This is a genomic window from Microbacterium terrisoli, from assembly GCF_030866805.1.
Taxonomy (GTDB): domain Bacteria; phylum Actinomycetota; class Actinomycetes; order Actinomycetales; family Microbacteriaceae; genus Microbacterium; species Microbacterium terrisoli.
Map to the genome: position 1 here is coordinate 2,519,237 of NZ_CP133019.1, position 22,914 is coordinate 2,542,150.

The window sequence follows — 22,914 nt, forward strand, 5'->3', positions numbered from 1 at the left end:
CGAACTGTCCGAGACGGCTTCCCGGACGATCGACCGAAGACGCGGAGTTCCGCGGAAGGGATGAAAAAAGCGTCGCCCTATGGACGACGCCTCAGCGCCGCACGCGCAGTGCGGCACCCGATCTCATGATGGCGAAGAACGAGCAGTCCGAGCGCATCCATGGTGCGGATGCGTGGTGTGTCGCCCATCGTCGTCCCTTTCGCGTGATTTCTACGTCCGGGAACAGGGTAGCGCGCTCTCCCGACACGGGGCGCCGGGTGCCGGCGGCGTGTCGAACGAGAGGGGATGCCTCAGCCGGCGTTGGCGCGCAGCCACGCGAGCGGGTCGATGCGCGAGCCGTTGATGCCGACCTCGAAGTGCAGGTGGTTCGCGGTGGAGCGGCCGGTGCTGCCCACCCGGCCGATCGGCTGGCCGACGGTGACGTGCTGGCCGGTGGAGACCTGCCGGCTGCCGTAGCGCATGTGGCCGTAGAGGGTTTCGACCCTCTTGCCGGCGATCACGGTGTCGATCACGATCGCCACTCCGTAGCCGTAATAGCCCTCGCTGGAGACCTTGACCGTGCCGGAGGTCGCCGCGAAGATCGGCGTTCCGCCGGGGGCGAGCAGGTCGACGCCCTGGTGCTCACCGCCGCGGCTGAGGAAGCCGTCGCCGATGCTCGAGATCGTGGCCAGCGGCCAGCGGATCGCGCCCGTACCGGGGCCGGTCATCGTCAGGTCCATGTTCGAACTCCGCGACACCGATGCGACCTTGGCCGCCTGCCGAGCCCGCGCGGCGGCGGCCTCGGCCGCCTTCTTCTTCGCGATCTCACCGGCCGTCGTCGCAGAATAGCTGTCGCGCGAGAGTGTCTCGACCTTCTGCGTCGAACCGACCACCAGCGACTGCGCGTGATCGGCCGCGACCTGCTGGATCGTGCGCGCTTCCGGCGTCGAGTTCGCCGCGGCGAACGCGGGGATCGCGGCACTGCCCACGAGGGCGGTGATCACGCCGACGACGAACAGGCTGCGCATGGGCGACCGCTTCTTGCGCGTCGCGGTGGCGGGGCGTTGCGAGCGGGAGACGGGCAATGCCGCGGCGCGCAGTCCACGACGGGAGCGAGCGAGACCTGCGGGGTGCTCGGTGGGCTCCATCGCGGTCGAGTCGATCTCTTCAGCCAAGCTGTTCCTCCGGCCTCCGCCGCCGGCCTGGGCCGGCACCGTGCTCGTCGGAATCGTGGCACACGAGTCGGGACGCGTGTGCGCGCTTGACCGCAAGAACGACGAGCCGGGAAGGCGATTCGTGCGGCATCCGACGGCGGGCTTCTCGCCAGCGGACTTTTCGAGGCTACCCGAAGGTAACGAATATGTCACGCCGGATGCTCGGCGAGCCGCGGGACGGTCAGGTCCGATCGTCGACGAGGAAGATGTGCGAAGCCACTTCGACGGGCAGCTCCAGCCCGTCTTCGACGCCGTCCATCTCGACCAGCACGTACCCCTCGTTGTAGCGGTAGCCGCCGCTCGCGCCCGGCACGACGCCCGCCTCGAGCAACTGCTGCAAGAGCTCGGGGTCGACCTGCGCGGGCTCGGCCAGTCGCCGGATCGTTCCGCGGATGGGCCCGCCCTCGGCATCCAACCGGCGCACGAGCCCGATCACGCCCTGCTCGAAGTCCATCGAGTCGGTGCCGCCCAGCAGCGCGAGACCGGGAATCGGGTTGCCGTACGGTGACTCGGTCGGGTGGCCGAGGAGTTCGACCAGGCGCCGCTCGACCTGCTCGCTCATCACGTGCTCCCAGCGGCAGGCCTCTTCGTGCACATAGGCCCATTCCAAACCGATGACATCCGAGAGCAGTCGCTCGGCGAGACGGTGCTTGCGCATCACATCGACGGCCTTGTGGCGGCCGGCATCGGTCAGCTCGAGGCGGCGATCGTCCGAGACGACGACCAGGCCGTCACGCTCCATGCGCCCCACCGTCTGCGAGACCGTCGGGCCGGAGTGACCGAGGCGCTCCGAGATGCGCGCGCGCAGCGGCACGATGTTCTCCTCCTCGAGCTCGAGGATCGTCCGCAGGTACATCTCGGTCGTGTCGATGAGATCGGCCATCAGTGTTCTCCGTATTCAACAGCCCCGCATCGCATCCGGCACCCGTGTTCGGCAGCCGTGTCCAGCGGCGCCGGGCGGGGCGCGAAGTACGCCGCGACGCGGGATGTCGCAGCAGCCCCAGCCTATCCCGCACCCGCGACACCGCCGTCTCGCCGTGCCCAGGGCGGCGTCCTCACGTTACGGAGTCAGGAGGGCGCATCCTCGCGGCGCCTCTAGAATCTGTGCATGGCTCACGTCGCACTTCCCGCTGATCTTCTGCCCGCCGACGGCCGCTTCGGATGCGGTCCTTCAAAGGTCCGCCCCGAACAGGTGCAGGCCCTGGCAGCGGCGGGAACCACGATTCTGGGGACCTCGCACCGGCAGGCGCCGGTGAAGAATCTCGTCGGCAGCGTGCGCGAAGGCCTGTCCGAGCTGTTCCGACTGCCCGACGGCTACGAGATCATCCTGGCCAACGGCGGGTCGACGGCGTTCTGGGATGCTGCGGCGTTCGGACTGATCCAGAACCGCGCGCAGAATCTGGTGTTCGGCGAGTTCGGCGGCAAGTTCGCCAAGTCGGCGGCCGCCCCCTGGCTGCAGGCACCCGACGTGCGCACCTCCGAGCCGGGCACCCGCTCGGTGGCAGAGCCCGTCGACGGCGTCGACGTGTACGCGTGGCCGCACAACGAGACCTCCACCGGAGTGGCCGCCCCCGTCCAGCGCGTGCACGGCGACGAGGGCGCACTCACGGTGGTCGACGCCACGAGCGCGGCCGGCGGCATCGACGTCGAGATCGCGAACACCGACGTCTACTACTTCGCGCCGCAGAAGAACTTCGCCGCCGACGGCGGGCTGTGGCTGGCGGCGGTGTCACCTGCCGCGATCGAGCGGATCGAGCGCATCGCAGCCTCCGACCGCTACATCCCGGCATTCCTCGATCTGAAGACGGCGGTGGACAATTCCAGGCTGAACCAGACGCTGAACACGCCGGCGCTGTCGACCCTGCTGCTGATCGACGATCAGGTGCGCTGGATCAACGGCAACGGCGGCCTGGAGTGGGCAGCCTCCCGCACCCGCGAATCCTCGGACGCCCTGTACACGTGGGCCGAGGCATCCTCGTTCGCCACGCCGTTCGCCGCGAACCCCGCCGACCGCTCCCCCGTGGTCGTCACCATCGATTTCGATGCGTCGGTCGATGCGGCCGCGGTGGCCGCATCTCTGCGATCCAACGGCATCGTCGACACCGAGCCGTACCGCAAGCTGGGACGCAACCAGCTGCGCATCGCGACCTTCGTCGCGGTCGAGCCCGACGACGTGCGTCAGCTCATCCGCAGCATCGACTACACCGTCGAGCACCTCGCGCAGTAGCACCGCGCCGGTCGAACGGAAGCGTCGCGCGGTGCCCGGTCAGGCACCGCGCGACGTCGTCTCACTCGGACTCGTCGTCGAAATTCCCCGACTCGTCCAGCTCGTCGATGTCGACGCCGTCGAGGTCTCCCGAATGCAGGATCGGCGACGCATCATCGTCGAACTCGGACTCGTCCAGATCATCGAGATCTTCATCGTCCAGGTCGTCCAGGTCGTCGTCGACGGCATCCACACCGTCCGGGTCGAATCCGCTGTCATCCAGATCGTCGTCGACGTCGTCCTCATCAAGGTCATCATCGTCGTCGTCTTCGGCATCGTTCGGGCCGCCGTCGCCGTCGGCGATGGCCGCCGCCGCGCCGTCGACGACAGGCGCATCCCGCCCGTCTGCGGCAGCGGGCGCCTCGTCGCGCGCCTGTGCATCGGCTGCCGCCTGCTGCGCCTGGAACTCCGCCAGCCGCTCGGCCCACGGCACCCAGTCGGGGGCCAGCAGGGCTTCGTCGCCGGGCAGCAGCTCGACTTCGAGCACGGTGGGCTCCGCGCCTTCGACCACGGCCAGGCTCACCGTCCAGAACCAGCCCGGATAGCCCAGCATCAGGTTCGCGAACCGCAGCGAGACCACGCCGTCGGGCTCGACCGAGTACCCTGCCGCGTCGCCGATCGTGTCGGGTCCTGTGACGTCGAGCAGGGCCGCCCGTGCCAGATCGTGTGCGGCCAGCAGTCGTTCGTCAGGCGTCGAAGTCATCGGCCACTCGGCGCAGCAGCGCTGCGATCTTCTTGGACTGCCCGCTGTTGGGGTAGCGGCCGTGACGCAGGTCGCCACCGATGCCGTCGAGCAGCTTCACGAGGTCTTCGACGATGATCGCCATGTCGTCGGCGGGCTTGCGCGACCGCTTGGACAGGCTCACCGGTGCCTCCAGCACCCGCACCGACAGCGCCTGCGGTCCGCGCTTGCCGTCGGCCAGGCCGAACTCGACGCGACTGCCCGCTTTCACCACGGCGCCGGCGGGCAGTGCCGTGGCATGCAGGAAGACATCCTGGCCGTCGTCGGCGGAGATGAAGCCGAAGCCCTTCTCGTCGTCGTAGAACCTGACCTTGCCGGTGGGCATGAGTACCTCGCTGAAACGGGGAGTGCGCGTCGCACGGAGCGGAAGTGGAGCAGGGGGCCTCGTCGGCCCCTGTTCAAGAGTACGGCACCGGCGCACGGCAGGTAGGCTGGAATCGATGAACGCGCCCACACCTGCCGATGTTCCGGTCCGTCGCATCGACCGCATCCTGTCGTTCACCGCGCTGGGACTGCTGATCGTCGCGGTCGGCTGCTTCTTCGCGATCATCATCGGCACGGCCGTGCATGCCGATCAGTCCGCTCCGGTCTGGCACGTGCTGTACTGGATCACCGCCGCGTCGCCGGTCGTGGCGTTCGGGTGCATCCTCGCCGTGCTGATCATGAATTCCGTGCGCCGCTCGCGCGCCAACCGCGTGCACAACCGAGTGCGCTGAGTGACCGCCACCTCCGACGCGCGCGCCCTGGCGACGCTGCTGGCGGGGTCGGACCCGCAGGGTCTCGCCCGGCTGCTGCACGCGCGGGGGGTGACCGCTGCGGTGCCGTGGCGCGACTGCTTCGACGCGGCCGAGGCGCTGCTCGAGCCCGCCTCGGTCGATCGTGCGCTGGCGACGCTGGCGCGTGCGGCGGTGTCGGCGATGGATGCCGCGGCCGCCGCAGACTCGCCCGTCGAGTCGGGGCAGCGCGAGGCTGTGGCCGCACTCGGACTGGTCCGGGCGGACGGGCAGGTCTTCGACGCCGTCGCCGAGCGCCTGCGGGCGCTGCTCGCGCTGACCGACGCGACCGCCGCAGACGCCGTGACGACAGCAGACGTGTCCACCCCAGCAGACCAGGCCACGGCGGCAGAGCTGGCCGAGCGGGTCGCGGCGGCCACGCGCACCCTCACCGATCTGGTCGCCCGCGCCGCCGACCAGCCGCTGACGGTCACCGGCACCGGGTCGGTCACCGCGATCGACCGGCGGCGGCTGATCGATGCCCACGTCGTGGCCGACACCGCAGAGCTCGACGACCTGCTGGCCCTGGCCGACGACTCCGGCCTGCTGGCTCTGGCCGATCGGGAGTGGGTGCCGACGACCATCGCCGAGCGGTGGCTGCCGTCGCCGTTGGCGCAACGCTGGTCGGCGGTGGCGATCGGGTGGCGCGATCGCCTGCCCGACGCCCTGCGCACCCCGGCCGGCGGCTTCGCCCCGCCCGCGCAGTGGCATGGCGCGATCCCGCTGGATCCGACGTGGCCGGTCCGCGCAGACCAGATCCTCGCCCGCGCCGCCCGCTGGGGCCTGTACGGGACCGGCGGCGCCGAACCGGCCTGGACCACTCCGCTGCGGGCGGGGCAGGCTCCGGATCTCGCTGCCCTGGCCCGCCTGATGCCGGCCGAGATCGACCGCATCTACCTGCAGGCCGATCTGACGGCGATCGCGCCCGGCCCGCTGCGCTCGGCACTCGACCTGCGTCTGCGCACCATGGCGATCCGCGAGACAGCGGCCCAGGCATCCACCTATCGGTTCACCGCGTCGTCGCTCGCAGCCGCCGTCGCCGCCGGAGAAGACGCCCGGTCGCTGCACGACTTCTTGACCGAGCTGTCGCTGACCGGCATCCCACAGCCGTTGGCCTATCTCATCGAGCAGACCGCCGCCCGACACGGCCTGGTGCGTGTGGGCATCGACGCCGACACCCAGCGCACGCGGGTCACGAGCACCGACGAGGGGCTGCTGCGCACGATCGCCGTCGATCAGGCGCTGCGGGCGATCGGCCTGGTCGATGCCGGTGACGCCCTCACCTCCCGGGTCGGGCGAGACGCCGTCTTCTGGACGCTCGCCGACGCGAGATACCCGGTGCTGGCGGTGGATGCCGCGGGCAACGCAGAGCCGGTGCAACGGCGCCGTGCGCCCGTGGCCGTCGCCCCCGACCTCGACCCGGCCGCGGCGCTGGTGCCCTTGGCCGAGGCGCTGCTGGCGCACAGCACAGCCGACGCCGACGCGGCCTGGCTCACCCGCGAGCTCGACCACGCCGTGCGCACCCACGCCGACGTCCTGATCACCGTGCAGATGCCCGACGGCAGCCGACGCGAGTTCACGCTGGAGGCCACGGGCCTGGGCGGCGGACGCCTGCGCGGCCGCGACCGCGCGGGCGATGTCGAGCGCACGATACCGGTCGCGAGCATCGTCAGCGTCCGCCCCTCCTGAGCAGGCTCTGGGCAGGGGCGGGTAGAATGGACCCTTATGTCTGACGGCCCTCTCATCGTCCAGAGCGATCGCACCGTACTGCTCGAGGTCGCGCATCCGGATGCCGAAACCGCGCGCCACGAGCTCGCGATCTTCGCCGAGCTCGAACGCGCGCCCGAGCACATCCACACCTACCGCATCACGCGGCTGGGCCTGTGGAACGCCCGTGCGGCCGGACATGAGGCCGACGACATGCTGGCCACCCTGGAGCGGTGGTCGAAGTTCCCCGTGCCGCCCTCGGTGTCGATCGACATGCGCGAGACGGTGAACCGCTACGGGCGCCTGCTCATCGAACGAGACGAGATCGACGGCGAGAGCGCACTGGTCCTGCGCTCGACGGATGCCGCGGTGCTGACCGAGGTCTCCAAGAACAAGCGCATCCGGCCGCTGCTGATCGCGCACCCCTCCCCCGACACCTACGTCGTGGACGCGTGGGCGCGCGGCGCCATCAAACAGGAGCTGCTGAAGATCGGCTGGCCGGCCGAAGACCGCGCCGGCTACACGCCGGGCACCCCACATCCCATCGGCCTGCTCGAGGACGACTGGCATCTGCGGCCGTATCAGCACACCGCCGTCGACAAGTTCACCCAGGGCGGTTCCGGCGTGGTCGTGCTGCCCTGCGGCGCGGGCAAGACGCTCGTGGGGGCGGCGGCGATGGCCGAGACCAAGACGACCACGCTCATCCTGGTGACCAACACCGTCAGCGCCCGGCAGTGGCGCGACGAGCTGCTGCGGCGCACGACGCTGACCGAGGACGAGATCGGCGAGTACTCCGGCCAGATCAAGGAGATCAAACCGGTCACGATCGCGACCTACCAGATCCTCACCGCCAAGCGGAAGGGGCAGTACGCCCACCTGGCGCTGCTGGATGCCTTGGACTGGGGCCTGATCGTCTACGACGAGGTGCATCTGCTGCCCGCGCCCGTGTTCAAGCTCACCGCCGACCTGCAGGCGCGCAGACGCCTCGGACTGACGGCGACGCTCGTGCGCGAAGACGGCCGAGAAGGCGACGTGTTCAGCCTGATCGGGCCCAAGCGGTTCGACGCGCCCTGGAAGGAGATCGAAGCGCAGGGCTTCATCGCCCCCGCCGTCTGCTACGAGGTGCGTGTGGACCTGCCCGAGGGCGACAGGCTCGAATACGCGGCATCGGCCGACGAAGACCGTTACCGCCTGGCCGCCACCGCCCCGGCGAAGATCGGCGTGGTCAAAGAGCTGGTGGCCCGACACGCGGGCGAGCGGATCCTCGTGATCGGGCAGTACCTCGACCAGATCGACGTGCTGGCCGACGCCTTGGATGCCCCGAAGATCACCGGTGCCACCCCCGTCGACGAGCGCGAAGCGCTGTACCAGGCGTTCCGCGAGGGCGAGATCGAGCTGCTGGTGGTCTCGAAGGTCGCCAACTTCTCGATCGATCTGCCCGAGGCATCCGTCGCCATCCAGGTGTCGGGATCGTTCGGCTCGCGGCAGGAGGAGGCCCAGCGCCTCGGACGTCTGCTGCGGCCCAAGCAGTCCGGTCACACCGCGAGCTTCTACACGCTCATCGCCCGCGACACCGTCGACCAGGACTTCGCGCAGAACCGGCAGCGCTTCCTCGCCGAGCAGGGCTACGCCTACACGATCCTCGACGCGGAGCAGCTGACGGCCGCCTGAGATCGTGCGGGCCCCCGAGCCAGAAGCTCGGGGGCCCGCACGATTCGTGCTACTGCAGGGTTCTCACTGCAGGGTGATGCGGTCCAGCGGACCGGGCGTGTACGGGCTGTTCGCCGTCAGGTACGCCGCGAACGCGTCGATGTCGAGGCCGCCGTAGTAGACGTCCGTCCCCTCCAGGAACGTCGGGAACCCGTCCCCGCCGCCGACGAGGAAGTTGTTCGTCACGACACGGTAGGTCGAAGCATCCTGCAGCGACACCCCGTTCAGCGTGACCTCACCCAACTGCTTCGTGGTCGGCGAGTACGCGTAGTGGAAACCGGCATTCACCTGCAGCACCTTCGGCGATGCCGAGTTCGGACCGCTCCACTGCTCGACCAGCAGCTGCTTGATCTGTGCGCCGGTCAGCGACACCGAGACCAGGTAGTTGTTGAACGGCTGCACGGTGAAGGCGTCGCCGAAGGTCACGTTGCCGGCGTCGTCGTGCCCGAGGTCGCCGCGGATGCCACCCGGATTCATGAACGCGATGACGGGCTTGTCGGTCGTGCCCGGCGCGGTGCCCACGACACTGCTGTCGGCCAGCTGCGCGTCGGCGATGAGATCGCCCAGCTGCGACTCGCCCGCTTCGTTCTGCGTGCGCGTCACGTCGCCGACGACCTGACCGATCACACGATGGGCGATCGGGGCCACCAGCTCCTGGTAGTGCTCGATGATCGCCGTCTCGGCGGGCGCTGCGGCCACATCACGCGTGACGAGCATGTTCTGGCTCTTGACCGACGTGCGCACGATGTCCTGCGTGCGGCGGTCGTAGGTCAGCGTGGTGTCGGTGAACAGGCGACCGAACGAGGACGCCGAGGTCACCATGCGGTCGTGGCCGGCCGGGTCCTTGATGTCGCACACGTACGGCTGGTGCGTGTGGCCGGAGACGACCATGTCGATGGCCGGGTCGAGGTTCTTCGCGATCGGAATGATGGGGCTGGTCGGATCCAGCTGCGCGCCGTTGGCGCAGGCCGCGTCATAGCTCGGTGCGACCTGGTAGGCCTTGCCGTCGTGGTACCACGTCTGCTGCCCGGGCGTGCCGCCCTGGTGCACCAGCACCACGATCGCATTCACGCCCTGCTCCTTCAGCACCGGCACCAGGGCGTTGGCCGTGGCGACCTCGTCACGGAACTCCAGCCCGGCGATTCCGGCGGCGGTCACGATCGCGGGCGTGTCCTTCAGCGTCATGCCGATGAAGCCGATTTTGGCGCCCTTGATGTTCTTGATCGTGTAGGCGGGCAGGATCGTCTCGTCGGTGCCGGCACGCACGACGTTGGCGGCGAGGTAGTCGAAGCTCGCGCCGGGGAACACGCCGTCCGGGCACGAGTTCTGGTTGTTCATGCCGTCGCCGTCGTCGATGCAGCCCCCGTCGGCCATGCGCTGCAGCTCTTTGTAGCCCTCGTCGAACTCGTGGTTGCCCACCGCCGACACGTCGAGCTTGAGCGCATTCATCGCGAGGATCGTCGGCTCGTCGTGGAACGCGCCCGACAGCAGCGGCGAGGCGCCGATGAGGTCACCGGCGGCGACCGTCAACGAGTACGGGTGTCCCTTGCGGGCTTCGGCCAGGTGGGTCGCGAGGTACTCCACTCCGCCGACGTCCTCGTTCACACTCTCGACGATGCCATCCGCATTCAGCTGGTGGTCGACCACCAGTCGACCGCTCGACCCGGTGGGCGGCTCGAGGTTGCCGTGGAAGTCGTTGAACGACAACAGCTGGATGTCCATCGTCGGGCCGTTCGGCGTGTTCGGATGGGGCTTGTCGGGCGCTGCCTGCGCCGGGGCGCTCATCGCCATTGCGAGCACTGCCGTCAGCGCGATCGCGGCTGCTCCGGCACGCCGCTTGGTGTTCTTGTGCATGGGATTGACCACGGGTTCTCTCCGTTCGACTGTCCGCATCACCGAGGGTCCGGAGGGCGGACGATGGATGAAAACCTAGCGCACAGCCGCCGATACCTGAAGAGTCGGAATGGCTTCGCCCAGAATCGCCTGAAAGCGTTCAGCTGTCGTTCTCGGCGAGTTCATCGATGAACTGCGCGATGACCCGGGCTGTCTGCTCGGGCTGATCGTCCACGACGAAGTGCGCGCCGCCGGGGACGAACTGCACCCGCGTGTGCGGCGCGTCTTCTTCGGGGATCGTCAGAGCGCCCCGCGGGATCAGCCCATCGTCGCCGCCGAACAGCACGAGCGTCCGCGTGCACAGCACACGCCCGCGGTAGCGCCCGGCCATGATCTTGACGAATCCCGGCAGGATGAGGTGCCGGTACAGCTGCGAGGCGGCACGGGCACGGGCCGGCTCACGCAGCGCGGCGATGTGGGCGGCGATGTCGTCGGCATCCATCGGATGCACGGCGAACGATTCCAGCAGCCAGTGCGCGAACCGCTGACGACCGTGCGAGAGCAGCCAGGGCCCGAATCCGGGAGTGGCGATGACCCACTGGAACCACAGGTGCGGCATCGCGGCCATGAGCGCGCCGGCCAGTCGCGGCGTCATCCGGATGTACGGCGCGGGCACGCCGATGGCGATATACCCGCTGAATCGCTCGGGGTGGGCCAGACACAGGTCGAAGCCGACCAGGGCACTCCAGTCGTGCGCGACCAAGACTGCCCGCTCGATCCCCAGCTCGTCCAGCAGGCCCAGGACATCGCGCGAGACGGTCTCCGAGTCATAGCCGCCCCGCGGCGCATCGGTCGCGCCGGCCCCGCGCAGGTCGGGCACGACGATGTGGGCATGTGCGGCAAGCCTGTCGGCCACCGGCATCCAGGAGCGCGAGCTCTGCGGAAAGCCGTGCAGAAGCAGCACATCGGGCCCATCGCCACCGCGTTCGACGACGTTCATGCGCAGCCCGTGCGCCACGACGGTGCGCCGGTCCAGCGCCCCGTCCTCAATCGCCCCATCCTTGGTCATGGCCCGAAATTACTACATCCGTAGTGCGGTGTCTACTAGGAATGTAGTAGCCGCGGCATCCGGCGTGTTACCGTCGGAGCGTGACCACCCGCGAACGCGCTCTGCATGCCGCGGTGCACCTGGTGGGCACCGACGGCGTGCGAGCCCTGACGCACGGGCGAGTGGATGCCGCGGCTGGCCTTCCCGCGGGTTCGACGTCGAACCACTTCCGCACGCGGGCGGCGCTCGTGGGCGGCGTGGTGGCCTGGATCGCCGACAGCGAGCGCGCCGACTTCGCGGGTGCGGGCTCCGTTCCGGCCTCGATCGATGACTTCGTCGACATGCTGACCGCCATGGTCGAGCAGCAGACCTCTGCCCACGCCGAGCGCACCCGCGCCCGCTATGCGCTGTTCCTCGAGTCGGGCCCGGCCGAGGTGCAGACCGTGCTGCGCACGCAGCGCGCACAGTACGAGGTGTGGCTGCAGTCCCTGCTGGCGGGCCTGGACATGCCCGATCCGGCCGATGCCGCCCGTGCGATCATGGCGTGCGCCGAGGGGCTCGTGCTGCATCGGCTCACGGTCGACCCCGCCGCATCGGTGCGCCCGTCGATCGAGCGCATCGTGCGCGGCTGCCTTCACAGGCGATGAACGGCGATCAGCGGGCGTAGCGCAGGAAGACGAAGTCGTCGTCGTGCAGGATGCTGCGCAGCCTGATCGGACGATCTTCCTCCGCCGCCCCGGCGATGATGCGCCCCGCGCTGCCGCCGACCAGCCGCGGTGAGATCGTGAGGCACAGCTCGTCGACCACGCCCGCCTCCAGCAGGGACCCGAACAGGTGCGGGCCTCCCTCGCACAGCAACTGCGGCATCCCACCGTCGGCGAGCGCCGCGACCATCGCGACCAGATCCACGGCATCCTGCCCGCACACCAGCACGTCGGCGACCTCTGCGATCGCCTCGCGCCGGGCCGTGTCGGCCGCAGCGCACGTGACCACGATCGGGCGCGTGGTCGCCTCGGCGAACACCGGGTCCTGCGCCGTGAGGTGCAACCGCCGGCTGACGACCACGAGGCGTGGAGCCTCGGACAGTCCATGCGCGCGGCGCCACGCGACGTCGTCGTCTTGGGGGTGCACGCCGCCGTAGCCTTCGGTGCGCACGGTGCCGGCGCCCACGACGATCGCATCGGCCATCGCGCGCAGGACCTCCATGAGCGCCCGGTCGGTCTCGCCTCCCAGCGTCCCGCTGCGTCCTCCCGCGGTCGCCGAGCCGTCGGCGCTGGCCACGAAGTTCATCCGCACCCGCTGCGTCGCGCGGTCATCCAGCGCGTAGGCCGGGAAGAGTTCGTCGCGCCCGATCATCCGTGTTCCATCCGTCGTCCGGTCATGGTATGCGGTGGCCGCGGTCAGTCGTTGCCTTCCGGCCGCGTGTTGTGCAGTTCATACGCCGGCTCGCGCCAGCCCAGGATCGCCTCGATCATACGCAGCGCGTCCACGCTCTCGCGCACGTTGTGCACCCGGAACACGCGCGCGCCCTGCGTCGCGCAGAACACGGCGGCAGCCAACGACCCCGTCAGCCGCTGGTCGCGGCCCCGGGCGAGGGTCTCGCCGATGAAGTCCTTGTTCGAGAGTGCGACCAGCATCGGCAGGCCGTTCTCTGCCAGCTCGGCCAGGCGCCGGGTGAGCTCGAGGGTCTGCCGAGTGTTCTTGTTCAGGTCATGTCCGGGGTCGATGATGATCCGCTCACGCGGCACTCCGTGCTCTTCGGCGAGCGCCACGCGCTCGCGCAGAAAAGCGGCGATGTCGTCGATCACGTCGTCGTAGTGCGGCAGCGGATGCTGCGTGCGCGGGGCGGCGAGGCTGTGGGCGACCACGAGAGTGGCCTCCGAGTCGGCAACGACCTCGGCGATCGCCGGATCATGCACGCCGGTGGTGTCGTTGATGACCGCAGCCCCCGCCTCGATGGCCGCACGGGCGACCTCGGCGTGGAACGTGTCGACGCTGACCGGGCCGATGCGGGCCAGCGCCCGCACGACCGGCACGACCCGCTCGATCTCATCCTCCACCGGCAACGGCTCCCCCGGGGCGAACTTGACGCCGCCCACGTCGACCAGGTCGGCACCCGCATCGAACGCCGCGACCCCCGAGGCGACCGCCGCATCCAGGCTGAAGGTCGTGCCGTGGTCGTAGAAGGAGTCCGGCGTGCGGTTGACGATCGCCATGACCGCGAGGTGTCGCGACAAGTCGAAGCTCGAGTCTCCGATGCGTCGCACAGGAGACTCGAGCCTCGGCTCGACGATCACGCGGTGACCAGACTGTCCAAAGGCACGGCGGTGTCGGCCAGCTTGTCCAGGTCGACGTCGGCGCCCGAGGCGATGAGCTTCTGCACGGTCTCGTTCACATCCCAGACGTTGACGTTCATCCCGCCGACCACGCGCTTGCCCTGCACCCAGAACACGATGAACTCGCGCTTGCCCTTGTCTCCGCGGACCACCAGCTGGGCGCCCTTCATCGGTCCCGGATAGCCGCTGAGCTCCATGCCCAGGTCGAACTGGTCGGAGTAGAAGTACGGGATCATGTCGTGCTGCACGTCTTTGCCGAGCATCGCACGTGCGGCGACCGGACCGGAGTTCAGCGCGTTGGCCCAGTGCTCACTGCGCAGCCGCTCGCCGATCACCGGGTGCATCGCGTTGGCGACGTCACCGGCCGCGTACACGTCCGCCGCGCTCGTGCGCAGCGACGCGTCCGTGAGGATGCCGCGCTCGGTGGCGATCCCGGCATCTTCGGCGAGCTTGGTGTTGGGGATCGCCCCGACGCCGATCAGCACGAGGTCCGCCGGCACTGTCTGCCCGTCGACCACGACGCCTTCGGCCCGCGTGTCGCCGGTGATGCGCTCGACGTTGACCGAGGTGCGCAGATCGATGCCGTTCTCCTCGTGCAGCCTGCGGAAGACGTTGCCCATCTCCTCGCCCAGCGCGATCGCCAGCGGCACCGGGTCCCGCTCGAGGATCGTGACCTGGTTGCCCAGCTGCTTGGCAGTGGCGGCGACCTCCATGCCGATCCAGCCCGAGCCGATGAGCACGAGCTTCTTGCCGCCGCCCGACAGCTCCGCCTTCAACGCGTCCGAATCGGCCAGGGTCCGCAGCATGTGGACGCCCGTGAGACCATGGCCGGGGATCGGCAGCTGCCGCGGCGACGAACCTGTCGCCAGCAGCAGCTTGTCGTAGCCGAGCGCCGTGCCGTCAGAGAGCGTGACCGTGTGCGCGTCGACGTCGATGGCATCTGCGGTGGTGGACTGTCGCACCTCGATGCGCTGCTCGCGATACCAGTCGTCGGGGTGCAGGATGACGGCATCCAACCCCTCGTCGCCCTTCAGGTATCCCTTGGACAGCGGCGGCCGCTGGTACGGCGTGTGCGGCTCGGCGGCGATGACGGTGACATCGCCCTCGTACCCTTCTTCGCGCAGCGTCTGCGCGGCCGTGCCTGCGGCAAGCCCTCCGCCGACGATGACCATTCCTGCCATTTTCTCCTCCAGTGTGGGTTGCGTGTGTGTGTGATCGGATGGCTGTGTGGTCAGTGCGACCGCGGGGCGAACTGCGCGCGCAGATTCTCATCATCACGGATCGCGCCGCGGAAGGCGCGGGTCACGGTCGTCGCTCCGGTCGAGTGCGCGCCGCGCAGCGACATGCACATGTGCTCGGCTTCGAGCACCACCCCCACGCCGCGCGGTTCGAGGCAGGCGTCCAGGTGGTCGGCGATCTGCGTGGTCAACGTCTCCTGCACCTGCAGGTCGTGGGCGAACAGCTCGACCACACGGGCGAGCTTGGACAGCCCCACGATGCGCGGCCCGGGCAGGTAGCCGACGTGCGCGACGCCGCGGAAGGGCAGCAGATGGTGCGCGCACAGCGAGACGAACGGGATGTCGCGCACCAGCACGATGTCGTCGTACCCGTCTTCGTTGGGGAAGGTCGTCATCGCGAACGGCTTCGACGAGGTCAGCTCCTGAAGACTCGCGACGACACGTCGGGGCGTGTCGTCCAGGTTCGCGTCGTCGAGGTCGCGCCCGAGGGCACGCAGCAGATCGGCGACAGCAGCCTCAGCCGCGACGACATCCACTGCGGGTGGGGTGGATGCCGCCCCTACTGCTGTCAGCGACACCTGTGCTGCGATCGACATGAACGCCCCTCCCGTCGGCACCATGCCGGCTCGTGATTCTGACGCTACGACCACGAAGTTCTTTTGTCAAGATTCACCGTTTTAGATGTAGACTGCGTGTCATGGGCATCATCGCCGACAACCGCGCCGAAGCCATCGCCGCGCTGGCCGATCCGATTCGGCGGCGCATCTACGACCTCGTGGCCGCCGCATCCGACCTCATAGGACGCGATGAGGTCGCCACCCGCGCCGACCTCCCGCGCTCGACCGCGGCATTCCACCTGGACCGGCTGGTCGAAGCCGGTGTGCTGACCACAGAATACCGCCGGCTGTCGGGCCGCTCCGGCCCCGGCGCAGGCAGGCCTGCGAAGCTGTATCGCACCACCGCGACCGAGCTGGTGGGGTCGGTGCCCGAACGGCACTATGAGTTGGCCGGTGAACTGCTGGCCGCCGCCGCCGAGCGGGCCGATCGCGACGGCGTGTCCATACACGAGGCAGTCAGCGCCCAGGCGCGCGACATCGGCGCCGCTGTGGCCCACGACCACCCTGAACTCGAAGCTGCGCTGGACGCCTGCGGCTACGATCCGGTCACCGACGAGAATGGCACCGTCACCCTGTGCAACTGCCCGTTCCACAGCCTGGCCGACCGGCACACCGAGCTGATCTGCGGCGCGAACCTCGCCTTGGTCGGCGGCATGGTCGAGGCCACCGACGACCCGCGCACGGCACATCTCGTGCCGCGCGCCGGACACTGCTGCGTCGAAATCCGCGCCGCCCGCGACGGCGCCGACGACACGGTCACGCCGACACCCTGACCGCCGATATCCCCCATCAGGCGGCGAGGTTCACCATAATGGGCACATGACCGCACCGCGCATCCTTGTCGTCGATGATGAACCGAACATCCGCGATCTGCTGATCACGAGCCTGAGATTCGCGGGCTTCCAGGTGCGCGCCGTCGCCAACGGCGCACAGACCATCTCCGCTGTCCTCGAAGAGGAGCCGGACCTCATCATCCTCGATGTGATGCTCCCCGATATGAACGGGTTCAGCGTCACCAAGCGGCTGCGCGGTGCCGGTTACACCGCCCCCATCCTTTTCCTCACGGCCAAGGACGAGACCGAAGACAAGATCGAGGGTCTCAACGCCGGTGGCGACGACTACGTCACCAAGCCCTTCAGCCTGGACGAGATCGTCGCACGCATCCAGGCGATCCTGCGCCGCACGATGCAGACCGATGAAGAGTCGGTCATCCGCACCGGTGAGCTGACGATGGATCAGGACACGCACGACGTGTTCGTCGGTGACGCGCAGATCGACCTGAGCCCGACGGAGTTCAAGCTGCTGCGGTACCTGATGCTCAACCCGAACCGGGTGCTGAGCAAGGCGCAGATCCTCGACCACGTGTGGGAGTACGACTTCAACGGCGATGCGGGCATCGTCGAGAGCTACATCTCGTACCTGCGCCGCAAGATCGACCCGCACGCCAGCGAGTCGCTCATCCAGACCAAGCGCGGCTTCGGGTACATGCTCAAGGCCGGCAAGTCCTCCTGACCGGCACGGTCGTGGCTGCAGAGCCGGACGCGGTCACCGGCTGGTGGCGCAGCCTCAGTCTGCGCGCGAAGGTGACCGGCGTCACAGTCGCCGTACTGATGATCGGGCTGATCACGGTCGGCGTCGGGACCCTCGTGTTCCTGCGCAATGCGCTGGATGCGAACCTCGACACACAGGTGCAGCAGCTCGCCGTGGCAGATGTCGGCACGAGCGTGTTCGACATCACGATCGACGGGGACGCAGTGACCTTCACCCCCAACCCGTCGGCGAATCTGCAGTACTCCGGGTACTTCGTGGCCATCTACGCCGCCAACGGCGAGCTTCTGGCCACGACGGGGCCCAAGACGCCGAACACGCCGGTGTTCCCGCCGAAGGTGACAACGCAGGACCAGGTGATCCGCGGGACCTCACCGTTCACCATCGAGGGCACCGACGGCCCAGACTTCCGCGCCAGCGTGGGCCCCTTGCAGGTGGGCAACCGCGCCGCGGTGTTCACCCAGTTGGTGGCACTGCCGACGGCCTCGGTCGACCGCATCGTCGGCACGTTCCTGGGCATCTACAGCGTGTTCGCGATCCTGACCGTCATCGTCGGCGCGCTCGTGACGCGCTGGCTGGTCACCCTCGCGTTCCGCAGTCTCGGCCAGGTCGAATCGACGGCCATGTCGATCGCCGCCGGCGATTTCAGCCAGCGCATGACCGGTATCGAGCCCGAGCACACCGAGGTCGGACGCCTGAAGATCGCGATCAACGCCATGCTCGGGCGCCTGGATGCGGCCCTCGGGCAGCGCGATGCCGCCGTGCGGCAGATGCGCCGTTTCGTCGGCGACGCCAGCCACGAGCTGCGCACTCCCCTGGTCACCGTCCGCGGCTACGCCGAGCTGTACCGAATGGGCGCGATCCGCGGCGACGACGACGTCGCCGTCGCCTTCGAACGCATCGAGAAAGAGGCGATCCGCATGGGCGCCCTCGTGGAGGACCTGCTTGCGCTGACCCGTCTGGACGAGCGACAGGAGGCGGTGCCGATCATTCCCGTCGACCTTCGCCCCATCGCGCGCGACGCGGCGATGGACCTGCGCGCTGCCGCGCCGTCACGCCCTGTCGGAATCGAAGACACCACGACCGGGGCGTTGCCCATCGTCCCGCTCCCCCTCGCACTGAACCCTGCCCTGAACCCTGCCCTGAACCCCGCGACACCGGCCACCGGGACCGCGAGCACGAAACGCAAGAACGCGGCGAACCCCGCCCGCACGGGCGGACGCGGCCTGCTGCGCCGCAGACCTCGCACCCCCACCGCTGCCGACGTGGAGGCGGCGGCGCCGGCGCCGACGCAGCCGATCGCGACCGCCCGGGTTCGAGAGCCCATCGTCCTGGGCGATGAGAACCGCATCCGGCAGGTGGTGGCGAACCTGCTGGCCAACGCCCGCCGCTACACGCACGAAGACTCGCGCATCGACCTGTCGGTGGGAGTGGATGCCGCAGCCGGCACAGGCTGGATCGCCGTGGCCGATCACGGCGACGGGATCCCGCCGCAGATCCGCGATCAGATCTTCCAGCGGTTCTGGCGGGCAGACAACTCCCGCACGCGCGAGACGGGCGGTTCAGGACTCGGGCTGTCGATCGTCGCCTCGATCGTGCAGGCGCTGCGCGGCTCGGTCTCGGTGACCGAGACGCCCGGGGGCGGCGCGACCTTCCGCGTCGCCTTCCCCCTCGCCGACACCACTGCGGTTGAGGCCCCGTCGGCCCCCGAGACGCACTGAGAGCCGTCTCCTCCCCAGGCAGGCGGCGCGCGCAGCTGTCCACGGATGCCCATACCTCTGCGCGTGGCTTCCCCGCGTGCCCCTAGCGTGGTGACACGAACACACGGAGGGAACCTCATGCCCGTCTATTCCGTCGACAGCGACGCCGTCCTGAACACCACCGCCGCCGTGCGCGGCACGATCGATCGCGTGCAGGCCGAGACGCAGGCGATGCTCGCCCAGCTCACGAATCTGCAGGCGACCTGGACCGGTTCGGCCTCAGCGGCGTTCGCCGGTGTGGTCGATCAATGGCGCGCGACGCAGGCGCAGGTCGAGGCCAGCCTGGCGGCGATCAACCACGCCCTGACAGCGGCCGGCCAGCAGTACGCCGACGCCGAGCAGTTCAGCGCGGGCCTGTTCCGCTGACGACGAAGCGCCCCTCCCGAGGGAGGGGCGCTTCGTGAGAACCGACGAGACTCAGAAGTCCATGCCGCCGGTGGGGTCGGCCGGAGCCGCCGCAGCCTTCTCGGGCTTGTCGGCGACGACCGCCTCGGTCGTCAGGAACAGGCCCGCGATCGATGCCGCGTTCTGCAGCGCCGAACGGGTGACCTTGGTCGGGTCGATGATGCCCTGCGAGAACAGGTCGCCGTACTCGCCGGTCGCGGCGTTCAGGCCGTGGCCCGCAGGCAGGCCCGACACCTTGTGCGCGACCACACCCGGCTCCAGACCCGCGTTGGCGGCGATCTGCTTGAGCGGGGCCTCGATGGCGACCTTGACGATGTTCGCACCGGTCGCCTCGTCGCCCTCCAGCGTCAGCGTCGCGAACGCCTTCTCGCCAGCCTGGATGAGCGCGACGCCACCACCGGCGACGACACCCTCTTCGACGGCCGCCTTGGCGTTGCGCACGGCGTCCTCGATGCGGTGCTTGCGCTCCTTGAGCTCGACCTCGGTGGCCGCGCCCGCCTTGATGACGGCAACGCCGCCGGCGAGCTTGGCGAGGCGCTCCTGCAGCTTCTCGCGGTCGTAGTCGCTGTCGGTGTTCTCGATCTCACGACGGATCTGCGTGACGCGACCCTCGATCTGAGCGGCCTCACCGGCACCTTCGACGATCGTGGTCTCATCCTTGGTGACGATGACCTTGCGCGCACGGCCCAGCAGGTCGAGGGTGGCGTTCTCGAGCTTGAGGCCGACCTCCTCGGTGATGACCTGGCCACCGGTGAGGATGGCGATGTCCTGCAGCTGCGCCTTGCGGCGGTCGCCGAAGCCCGGAGCCTTGACGGCGACGGACTTGAAGATGCCGCGGATCTTGTTCAGCACCAGCGTGGCCAGTGCTTCGCCCTCGACGTCCTCAGCGATGATGACGAGCTCTTTGCCGTCCTGGATCACCTTGTCGACGACGGGCAGCAGATCCTTGATGTTGCCGATCTTCTGGTTCGCGATGAGGACGTAGGGGTCCTCGAACACGGCCTCCTGGCGGTCGGGGTCGGTGACGAAGTAAGGGTTGATGAAGCCCTTGTCGAAGCGCATGCCCTCGGTGAGCTCGAGCTCGGTGCCGAACGTCTGCGACTCCTCGACGGTGACGACGCCTTCCTTGCCCACCTTGTCGATGGCCTCGGCGATCAGGGCGCCGATGGTCGGGTCGGCAGCCGAGATCGATGCGGTCGCAGCGATCTGCTCCTTCGACTCGACCTCCTTGGCGGACTCGTGGAGCTGCTCGATGACGGCCGCGACGGCCTTCTCGATGCCTCGCTTGAGCGAGATCGGGTCGGCGCCGGCTGCGACGTTGCGCAGACCCTCGCGTACGAGCGCCTGTGCGAGCACCGTGGCGGTGGTCGTACCGTCACCCGCGACGTCGTCGGTCTTCTTGGCAACCTCCTTGACGAGCTCCGCGCCGATCTTCTCGTACGGGTCGTCGAGTTCGATCTCTTTGGCGATCGAGACGCCGTCGTTCGTGATCGTGGGGGCTCCCCACTTCTTCTCGAGCACGACGTTGCGACCGCGGGGGCCGAGGGTCACCTTGACGGCGTCGGCCAGTGTGTTCAGGCCGCGCTCGAGGCCGCGGCGGGCCTCCTCGTCGAAAGCGATGATCTTTGCCATGTGTGTGTCGTCCCTCCCGGACGTTGGCGGACGGTCTTTAGCACTCACTCACGGCGAGTGCTAACTCATTCTGGCACTCGACCCTGCCGAGTGCAAGCTGCCGCGACCGCGCTACGGCGTCGTCGTCGGCGACGGCGACGTCACCCGATCGGTGCCCAGCACGACCGTGAGCTGCTTGGCCTTCGCATCCCCGGCGGGCTGATACTTCTCGCTCTTCGCGATCACCGCGTCCCCGATCACGCCGGCCAGCCCCTCGGCCGCGGCCGCATCCTCGTCGGCGGCGTAGTAGACGGTGGTGGTCGGGTACGTCGAGCCGGCTTCGCCGGGCGAGACCTTCGCCGCCGGCCATCCCGCGTGCACCACGGCATCCTTGGCTCCGGTGGCCTCTCCGGGCTCGCCTGTCGCGTTGAGGATCAGCACCGAGTACGACGTGTCGATGACCGGCGTGATCGTCGGGGAGGGCGTGGCACCGAGGGGCGCGTCCGACGCGCCGTTCAGCCGATCGGTGACGATCAGCGTCCCCAGCACGCCCGCGCCGATCAGCACGATGGTCGCCACGGCCGCCCAGGCGAACACGACCGCGCCCCGCAACCGCGGGTTCTCGGCGCGATGGGCACCGACCCGATCAGCGTCGGCCGGGGCGACATCGAAACTGTCGTGCGGAAAACTGTCGGTCGGCACCACTGCATGCTACCTGTCGGTCCTCGGCTCCGCCTCTCAGGCCGGCCCCGCCGCCGAGGCGTTTCCCGTCCGGTTCACGCGACGCCCGACACCCGTGCCCGACGGGAGCGCTCGCGCTCGTCGCGTCGGCGGCGCAGCCGCCCGACCAGCAGCGGGTCGTACTCCAGAGCGTCGGTCGTGTCGATCAGGCGCCCGAGCAGCTGGTAGTAGCGGGCCGGAGCCAGTTCGAGCTCGGCGCGGATGGCCTCCTCCTTCGCACCGACGTGGCGGGTCCATCCGGCCTCGAAGTCGAGGATCACACGGTCGCTGTCGCTGAGGGGCACGGCACTCACGTTAGCGGCGGGCCGAGGCCTTACGGTCGCGCCACTCCATGCCGGCGCCGATCGGCCGTACGATCGCGCCCAGCGGATCGACGGCGGCGACGACGGTGCCGTCCACGGCGAGCGCGAACGCCCCGTTGGGCCACGCCGCAGCGTCGGGCGGAGGATGCCACTGCCCGCGCACCGCGGAGTGCAGGCCCACGGCATCCATCGTGATCCAGCGCCCGACCGTCCCTGCCGCAGCGACGATCCTCTCGCGCGCAGCCTGCGGCACGTGCACGAGCACACCGGGAGTGGTGACCACGAGCGTCGCCTCCGCCGGCACTCGGGCGAGCACGTCGGCGGCCACGTCGGCCAGCGCATCGGCCGCGTCGGCGGCGATCAGGTGCGGCGGTGCGGCGGCGGCGACCTCCAGAGCCGCCCGCACGCGCGCGGCCCGCCCCTGCTCGCCCGGCCACACCAAGCCCTCCAGCCACGCCCGGTCTGCGGCATCGCGCGCATCTCGCGGCTGCAGGTCGATGCCCGCGCGCCAGACCACCTCCGGCAGCCGCAGGTCCGCAAGCGGGCCGCGCCACTGCGCGTGCAGCACGACCGGGCTCACGCCGTCGTCGGGGTCGAGCGCACACACGCCGCCGTCGTGCTCGTATCGGTAGGAGTAGCGATCGGGGTACAGGCACAGCCCCGCGCTGGCGCCGACCTCCAGCAGCGCGATCGGCCCGTCGATCACGCTGAGCGCAGGCACGAGCGCCGCGCACCGCAGCGGTTCATTGGTCTGCACGCTGCGCCGCATGCACTCGGCGACGACCTCATCGGCGTGCGCGGTCAGCCACGCCGCCCACTGTTCGGCCGGCACCTGCCCGCACCCCAGCATGCGCGTCACCGCGAACACCAGTGCCGGCTGACGGTGCGCGGGGGCGATGCGCGCGAGCACGGCGGCCGCATCGCGCCCCTCGACCACGCGCTGCGCCCATCGTGCATACAGCGGCGAGCGGCGCGGCGCCTCCTCCCGGGCGAAACGCGCGTAGCGCTCGCACACGGCGTCGATCTCCGCGTCGACATCGGCGTCGCGGGAGTGCGCGATCTGGTCGTCGAAGGTCACGACATC

General features: G+C 69.4%; 23 protein-coding genes. 9 read left to right on the forward strand and 14 right to left on the reverse strand.

Going from position 1 to position 22,914, the window contains the following annotated elements:
- Positions 1–290: 290 nt before the first annotated feature.
- A complete protein-coding gene (locus tag QU603_RS11300; RefSeq protein ID WP_308491488.1) occupies positions 291–1,154 on the reverse strand; it encodes a M23 family metallopeptidase in 864 nt (287 codons plus the stop codon).
- 220 nt (positions 1,155–1,374) lie between these two features.
- Complete coding sequence (locus QU603_RS11305; RefSeq protein ID WP_308491489.1) at positions 1,375–2,076, reverse strand: iron-dependent transcriptional repressor DtxR; 702 nt, start codon at positions 2,074–2,076, stop codon at positions 1,375–1,377.
- 225 nt (positions 2,077–2,301) lie between these two features.
- On the opposite strand from QU603_RS11305, the gene serC reads away from it, so the two are divergent.
- Positions 2,302–3,420, forward strand: coding sequence for a phosphoserine transaminase (gene serC / locus QU603_RS11310; RefSeq protein WP_308491490.1), 1,119 nt, complete (start codon positions 2,302–2,304; stop codon positions 3,418–3,420).
- A gap of 61 nt (positions 3,421–3,481) precedes the next feature.
- Here serC and QU603_RS11315 read toward each other — a convergent pair whose 3' ends face one another.
- Together QU603_RS11315 and QU603_RS11320 are read right to left on the reverse strand one after the other, a co-directional pair.
- Entirely contained in the window at positions 3,482–4,162 is a 681-nt protein-coding gene (locus tag QU603_RS11315; protein ID WP_308491491.1) for a DUF3027 domain-containing protein, read from the reverse strand.
- Complete coding sequence (locus tag QU603_RS11320; protein ID WP_308491492.1) at positions 4,146–4,526, reverse strand: cold-shock protein; 381 nt, start codon at positions 4,524–4,526, stop codon at positions 4,146–4,148. Before QU603_RS11320 ends, QU603_RS11315 begins: the two co-directional genes overlap by 17 nt.
- A 115-nt stretch (positions 4,527–4,641) precedes the next feature.
- On the opposite strand from QU603_RS11320, the gene QU603_RS11325 reads away from it, so the two are divergent.
- The 3 genes from QU603_RS11325 to QU603_RS11335 are packed head-to-tail and all read left to right on the forward strand — an operon-like array spanning position 4,642 to position 8,352.
- On the forward strand, positions 4,642–4,917 hold the full coding sequence (locus tag QU603_RS11325) for a multidrug ABC transporter ATPase (RefSeq protein WP_308491493.1): 276 nt from the start codon (positions 4,642–4,644) through the stop codon (positions 4,915–4,917).
- The gene (locus tag QU603_RS11330) at positions 4,918–6,663 is read left to right on the forward strand and encodes a helicase-associated domain-containing protein (RefSeq protein WP_308491494.1); all 1,746 of its coding nucleotides are present in this window, start codon (positions 4,918–4,920) and stop codon (positions 6,661–6,663) included. It begins immediately after the preceding gene.
- 36 nt (positions 6,664–6,699) lie between these two features.
- Positions 6,700–8,352, forward strand: a complete 1,653-nt coding sequence (locus QU603_RS11335; RefSeq protein ID WP_308491495.1) for a DNA repair helicase XPB — start codon at positions 6,700–6,702, stop codon at positions 8,350–8,352.
- A gap of 63 nt (positions 8,353–8,415) precedes the next feature.
- Here the strand turns inward: QU603_RS11335 and QU603_RS11340 are convergent, their stop codons facing one another.
- Positions 8,416–10,257, reverse strand: a complete 1,842-nt coding sequence (locus QU603_RS11340; RefSeq protein ID WP_308491496.1) for a bifunctional metallophosphatase/5'-nucleotidase — start codon at positions 10,255–10,257, stop codon at positions 8,416–8,418.
- A 127-nt stretch (positions 10,258–10,384) separates the two neighbouring features.
- Positions 10,385–11,293 carry an alpha/beta fold hydrolase gene (locus tag QU603_RS11345; RefSeq protein WP_308491497.1) on the reverse strand — a complete coding sequence of 303 codons (909 nt, stop codon included), beginning with the start codon at positions 11,291–11,293 and terminating at the stop codon, positions 10,385–10,387.
- An 80-nt stretch (positions 11,294–11,373) separates the two neighbouring features.
- On the opposite strand from QU603_RS11345, the gene QU603_RS11350 reads away from it, so the two are divergent.
- Positions 11,374–11,919, forward strand: coding sequence for a TetR/AcrR family transcriptional regulator (locus tag QU603_RS11350; RefSeq protein ID WP_308491498.1), 546 nt, complete (start codon positions 11,374–11,376; stop codon positions 11,917–11,919).
- Positions 11,920–11,926: 7 nt separating this feature from the next.
- Here QU603_RS11350 and QU603_RS11355 read toward each other — a convergent pair whose 3' ends face one another.
- From QU603_RS11355 to folE, 4 genes are read right to left on the reverse strand one after another with little or no spacing between them, the layout of a single operon-like run.
- Positions 11,927–12,628 carry a pyrimidine reductase family protein gene (locus QU603_RS11355; protein ID WP_308491499.1) on the reverse strand — a complete coding sequence of 234 codons (702 nt, stop codon included), beginning with the start codon at positions 12,626–12,628 and terminating at the stop codon, positions 11,927–11,929.
- A 44-nt stretch (positions 12,629–12,672) separates the two neighbouring features.
- A complete protein-coding gene (gene folP / locus QU603_RS11360) occupies positions 12,673–13,566 on the reverse strand; it encodes a dihydropteroate synthase (RefSeq protein WP_370655354.1) in 894 nt (297 codons plus the stop codon).
- A complete protein-coding gene (locus QU603_RS11365; protein ID WP_308491500.1) occupies positions 13,566–14,789 on the reverse strand; it encodes an NAD(P)/FAD-dependent oxidoreductase in 1,224 nt (407 codons plus the stop codon). The genes folP and QU603_RS11365 overlap by 1 nt, the downstream gene beginning before the upstream one ends.
- 50 nt (positions 14,790–14,839) lie before the next feature.
- Complete coding sequence (gene folE / locus QU603_RS11370; protein WP_308491501.1) at positions 14,840–15,442, reverse strand: GTP cyclohydrolase I; 603 nt, start codon at positions 15,440–15,442, stop codon at positions 14,840–14,842.
- Positions 15,443–15,474: 32 nt separating this feature from the next.
- Between folE and QU603_RS11375 the strand changes: the two genes are divergently transcribed.
- From QU603_RS11375 to QU603_RS11390, 4 genes are all read left to right on the forward strand, one after another.
- Positions 15,475–16,236, forward strand: coding sequence for a helix-turn-helix transcriptional regulator (locus QU603_RS11375; RefSeq protein ID WP_308491502.1), 762 nt, complete (start codon positions 15,475–15,477; stop codon positions 16,234–16,236).
- A 46-nt stretch (positions 16,237–16,282) separates the two neighbouring features.
- Positions 16,283–16,975, forward strand: coding sequence for a response regulator transcription factor (locus QU603_RS11380; protein ID WP_308491503.1), 693 nt, complete (start codon positions 16,283–16,285; stop codon positions 16,973–16,975).
- 11 nt (positions 16,976–16,986) lie between these two features.
- On the forward strand, positions 16,987–18,732 hold the full coding sequence (locus QU603_RS11385; protein WP_308491504.1) for a sensor histidine kinase: 1,746 nt from the start codon (positions 16,987–16,989) through the stop codon (positions 18,730–18,732).
- Between the two features lie 117 nt (positions 18,733–18,849).
- Positions 18,850–19,137 carry a WXG100 family type VII secretion target gene (locus tag QU603_RS11390; protein ID WP_308491505.1) on the forward strand — a complete coding sequence of 96 codons (288 nt, stop codon included), beginning with the start codon at positions 18,850–18,852 and terminating at the stop codon, positions 19,135–19,137.
- A gap of 51 nt (positions 19,138–19,188) precedes the next feature.
- Here the strand turns inward: QU603_RS11390 and groL are convergent, their stop codons facing one another.
- From groL to QU603_RS11410, 4 genes are all read right to left on the reverse strand, one after another.
- A complete protein-coding gene (gene groL / locus QU603_RS11395) occupies positions 19,189–20,808 on the reverse strand; it encodes a chaperonin GroEL (RefSeq protein WP_308491506.1) in 1,620 nt (539 codons plus the stop codon).
- A 111-nt stretch (positions 20,809–20,919) separates the two neighbouring features.
- Complete coding sequence (locus tag QU603_RS11400; protein ID WP_308491507.1) at positions 20,920–21,489, reverse strand: LytR C-terminal domain-containing protein; 570 nt, start codon at positions 21,487–21,489, stop codon at positions 20,920–20,922.
- 74 nt (positions 21,490–21,563) lie between these two features.
- Positions 21,564–21,812: a DUF3263 domain-containing protein gene (locus QU603_RS11405; protein WP_308491508.1), complete on the reverse strand. Its 249-nt coding sequence runs from the start codon at positions 21,810–21,812 to the stop codon at positions 21,564–21,566.
- Positions 21,813–21,822: 10 nt separating this feature from the next.
- Positions 21,823–22,908, reverse strand: coding sequence for a DUF2332 family protein (locus QU603_RS11410; protein ID WP_308491509.1), 1,086 nt, complete (start codon positions 22,906–22,908; stop codon positions 21,823–21,825).
- Between the last annotated feature and the right edge of the window lie 6 nt (positions 22,909–22,914).

Excerpts from the sequence above, each read along its gene's own strand:
- QU603_RS11305 (WP_308491489.1), bottom strand. The coding sequence starts at position 2,076 with ATGGCCGATCTCATCGACACGACCGAGATGTACCTGCGGACGATCCTC.
- serC (WP_308491490.1), top strand. The coding sequence starts at position 2,302 with ATGGCTCACGTCGCACTTCCCGCTGATCTTCTGCCCGCCGACGGCCGC.
- QU603_RS11315 (WP_308491491.1), bottom strand. The coding sequence starts at position 4,162 with ATGACTTCGACGCCTGACGAACGACTGCTGGCCGCACACGATCTGGCA.
- QU603_RS11320 (WP_308491492.1), bottom strand. The coding sequence starts at position 4,526 with ATGCCCACCGGCAAGGTCAGGTTCTACGACGACGAGAAGGGCTTCGGC.
- QU603_RS11325 (WP_308491493.1), top strand. The coding sequence starts at position 4,642 with ATGAACGCGCCCACACCTGCCGATGTTCCGGTCCGTCGCATCGACCGC.
- QU603_RS11335 (WP_308491495.1), top strand. The coding sequence starts at position 6,700 with ATGTCTGACGGCCCTCTCATCGTCCAGAGCGATCGCACCGTACTGCTC.
- QU603_RS11345 (WP_308491497.1), bottom strand. The coding sequence starts at position 11,293 with ATGACCAAGGATGGGGCGATTGAGGACGGGGCGCTGGACCGGCGCACC.
- QU603_RS11355 (WP_308491499.1), bottom strand. The coding sequence starts at position 12,628 with ATGATCGGGCGCGACGAACTCTTCCCGGCCTACGCGCTGGATGACCGC.
- QU603_RS11365 (WP_308491500.1), bottom strand. The coding sequence starts at position 14,789 with ATGGCAGGAATGGTCATCGTCGGCGGAGGGCTTGCCGCAGGCACGGCC.
- folE (WP_308491501.1), bottom strand. The coding sequence starts at position 15,442 with ATGTCGATCGCAGCACAGGTGTCGCTGACAGCAGTAGGGGCGGCATCC.
- QU603_RS11380 (WP_308491503.1), top strand. The coding sequence starts at position 16,283 with ATGACCGCACCGCGCATCCTTGTCGTCGATGATGAACCGAACATCCGC.
- QU603_RS11390 (WP_308491505.1), top strand. The coding sequence starts at position 18,850 with ATGCCCGTCTATTCCGTCGACAGCGACGCCGTCCTGAACACCACCGCC.
- groL (WP_308491506.1), bottom strand. The coding sequence starts at position 20,808 with ATGGCAAAGATCATCGCTTTCGACGAGGAGGCCCGCCGCGGCCTCGAG.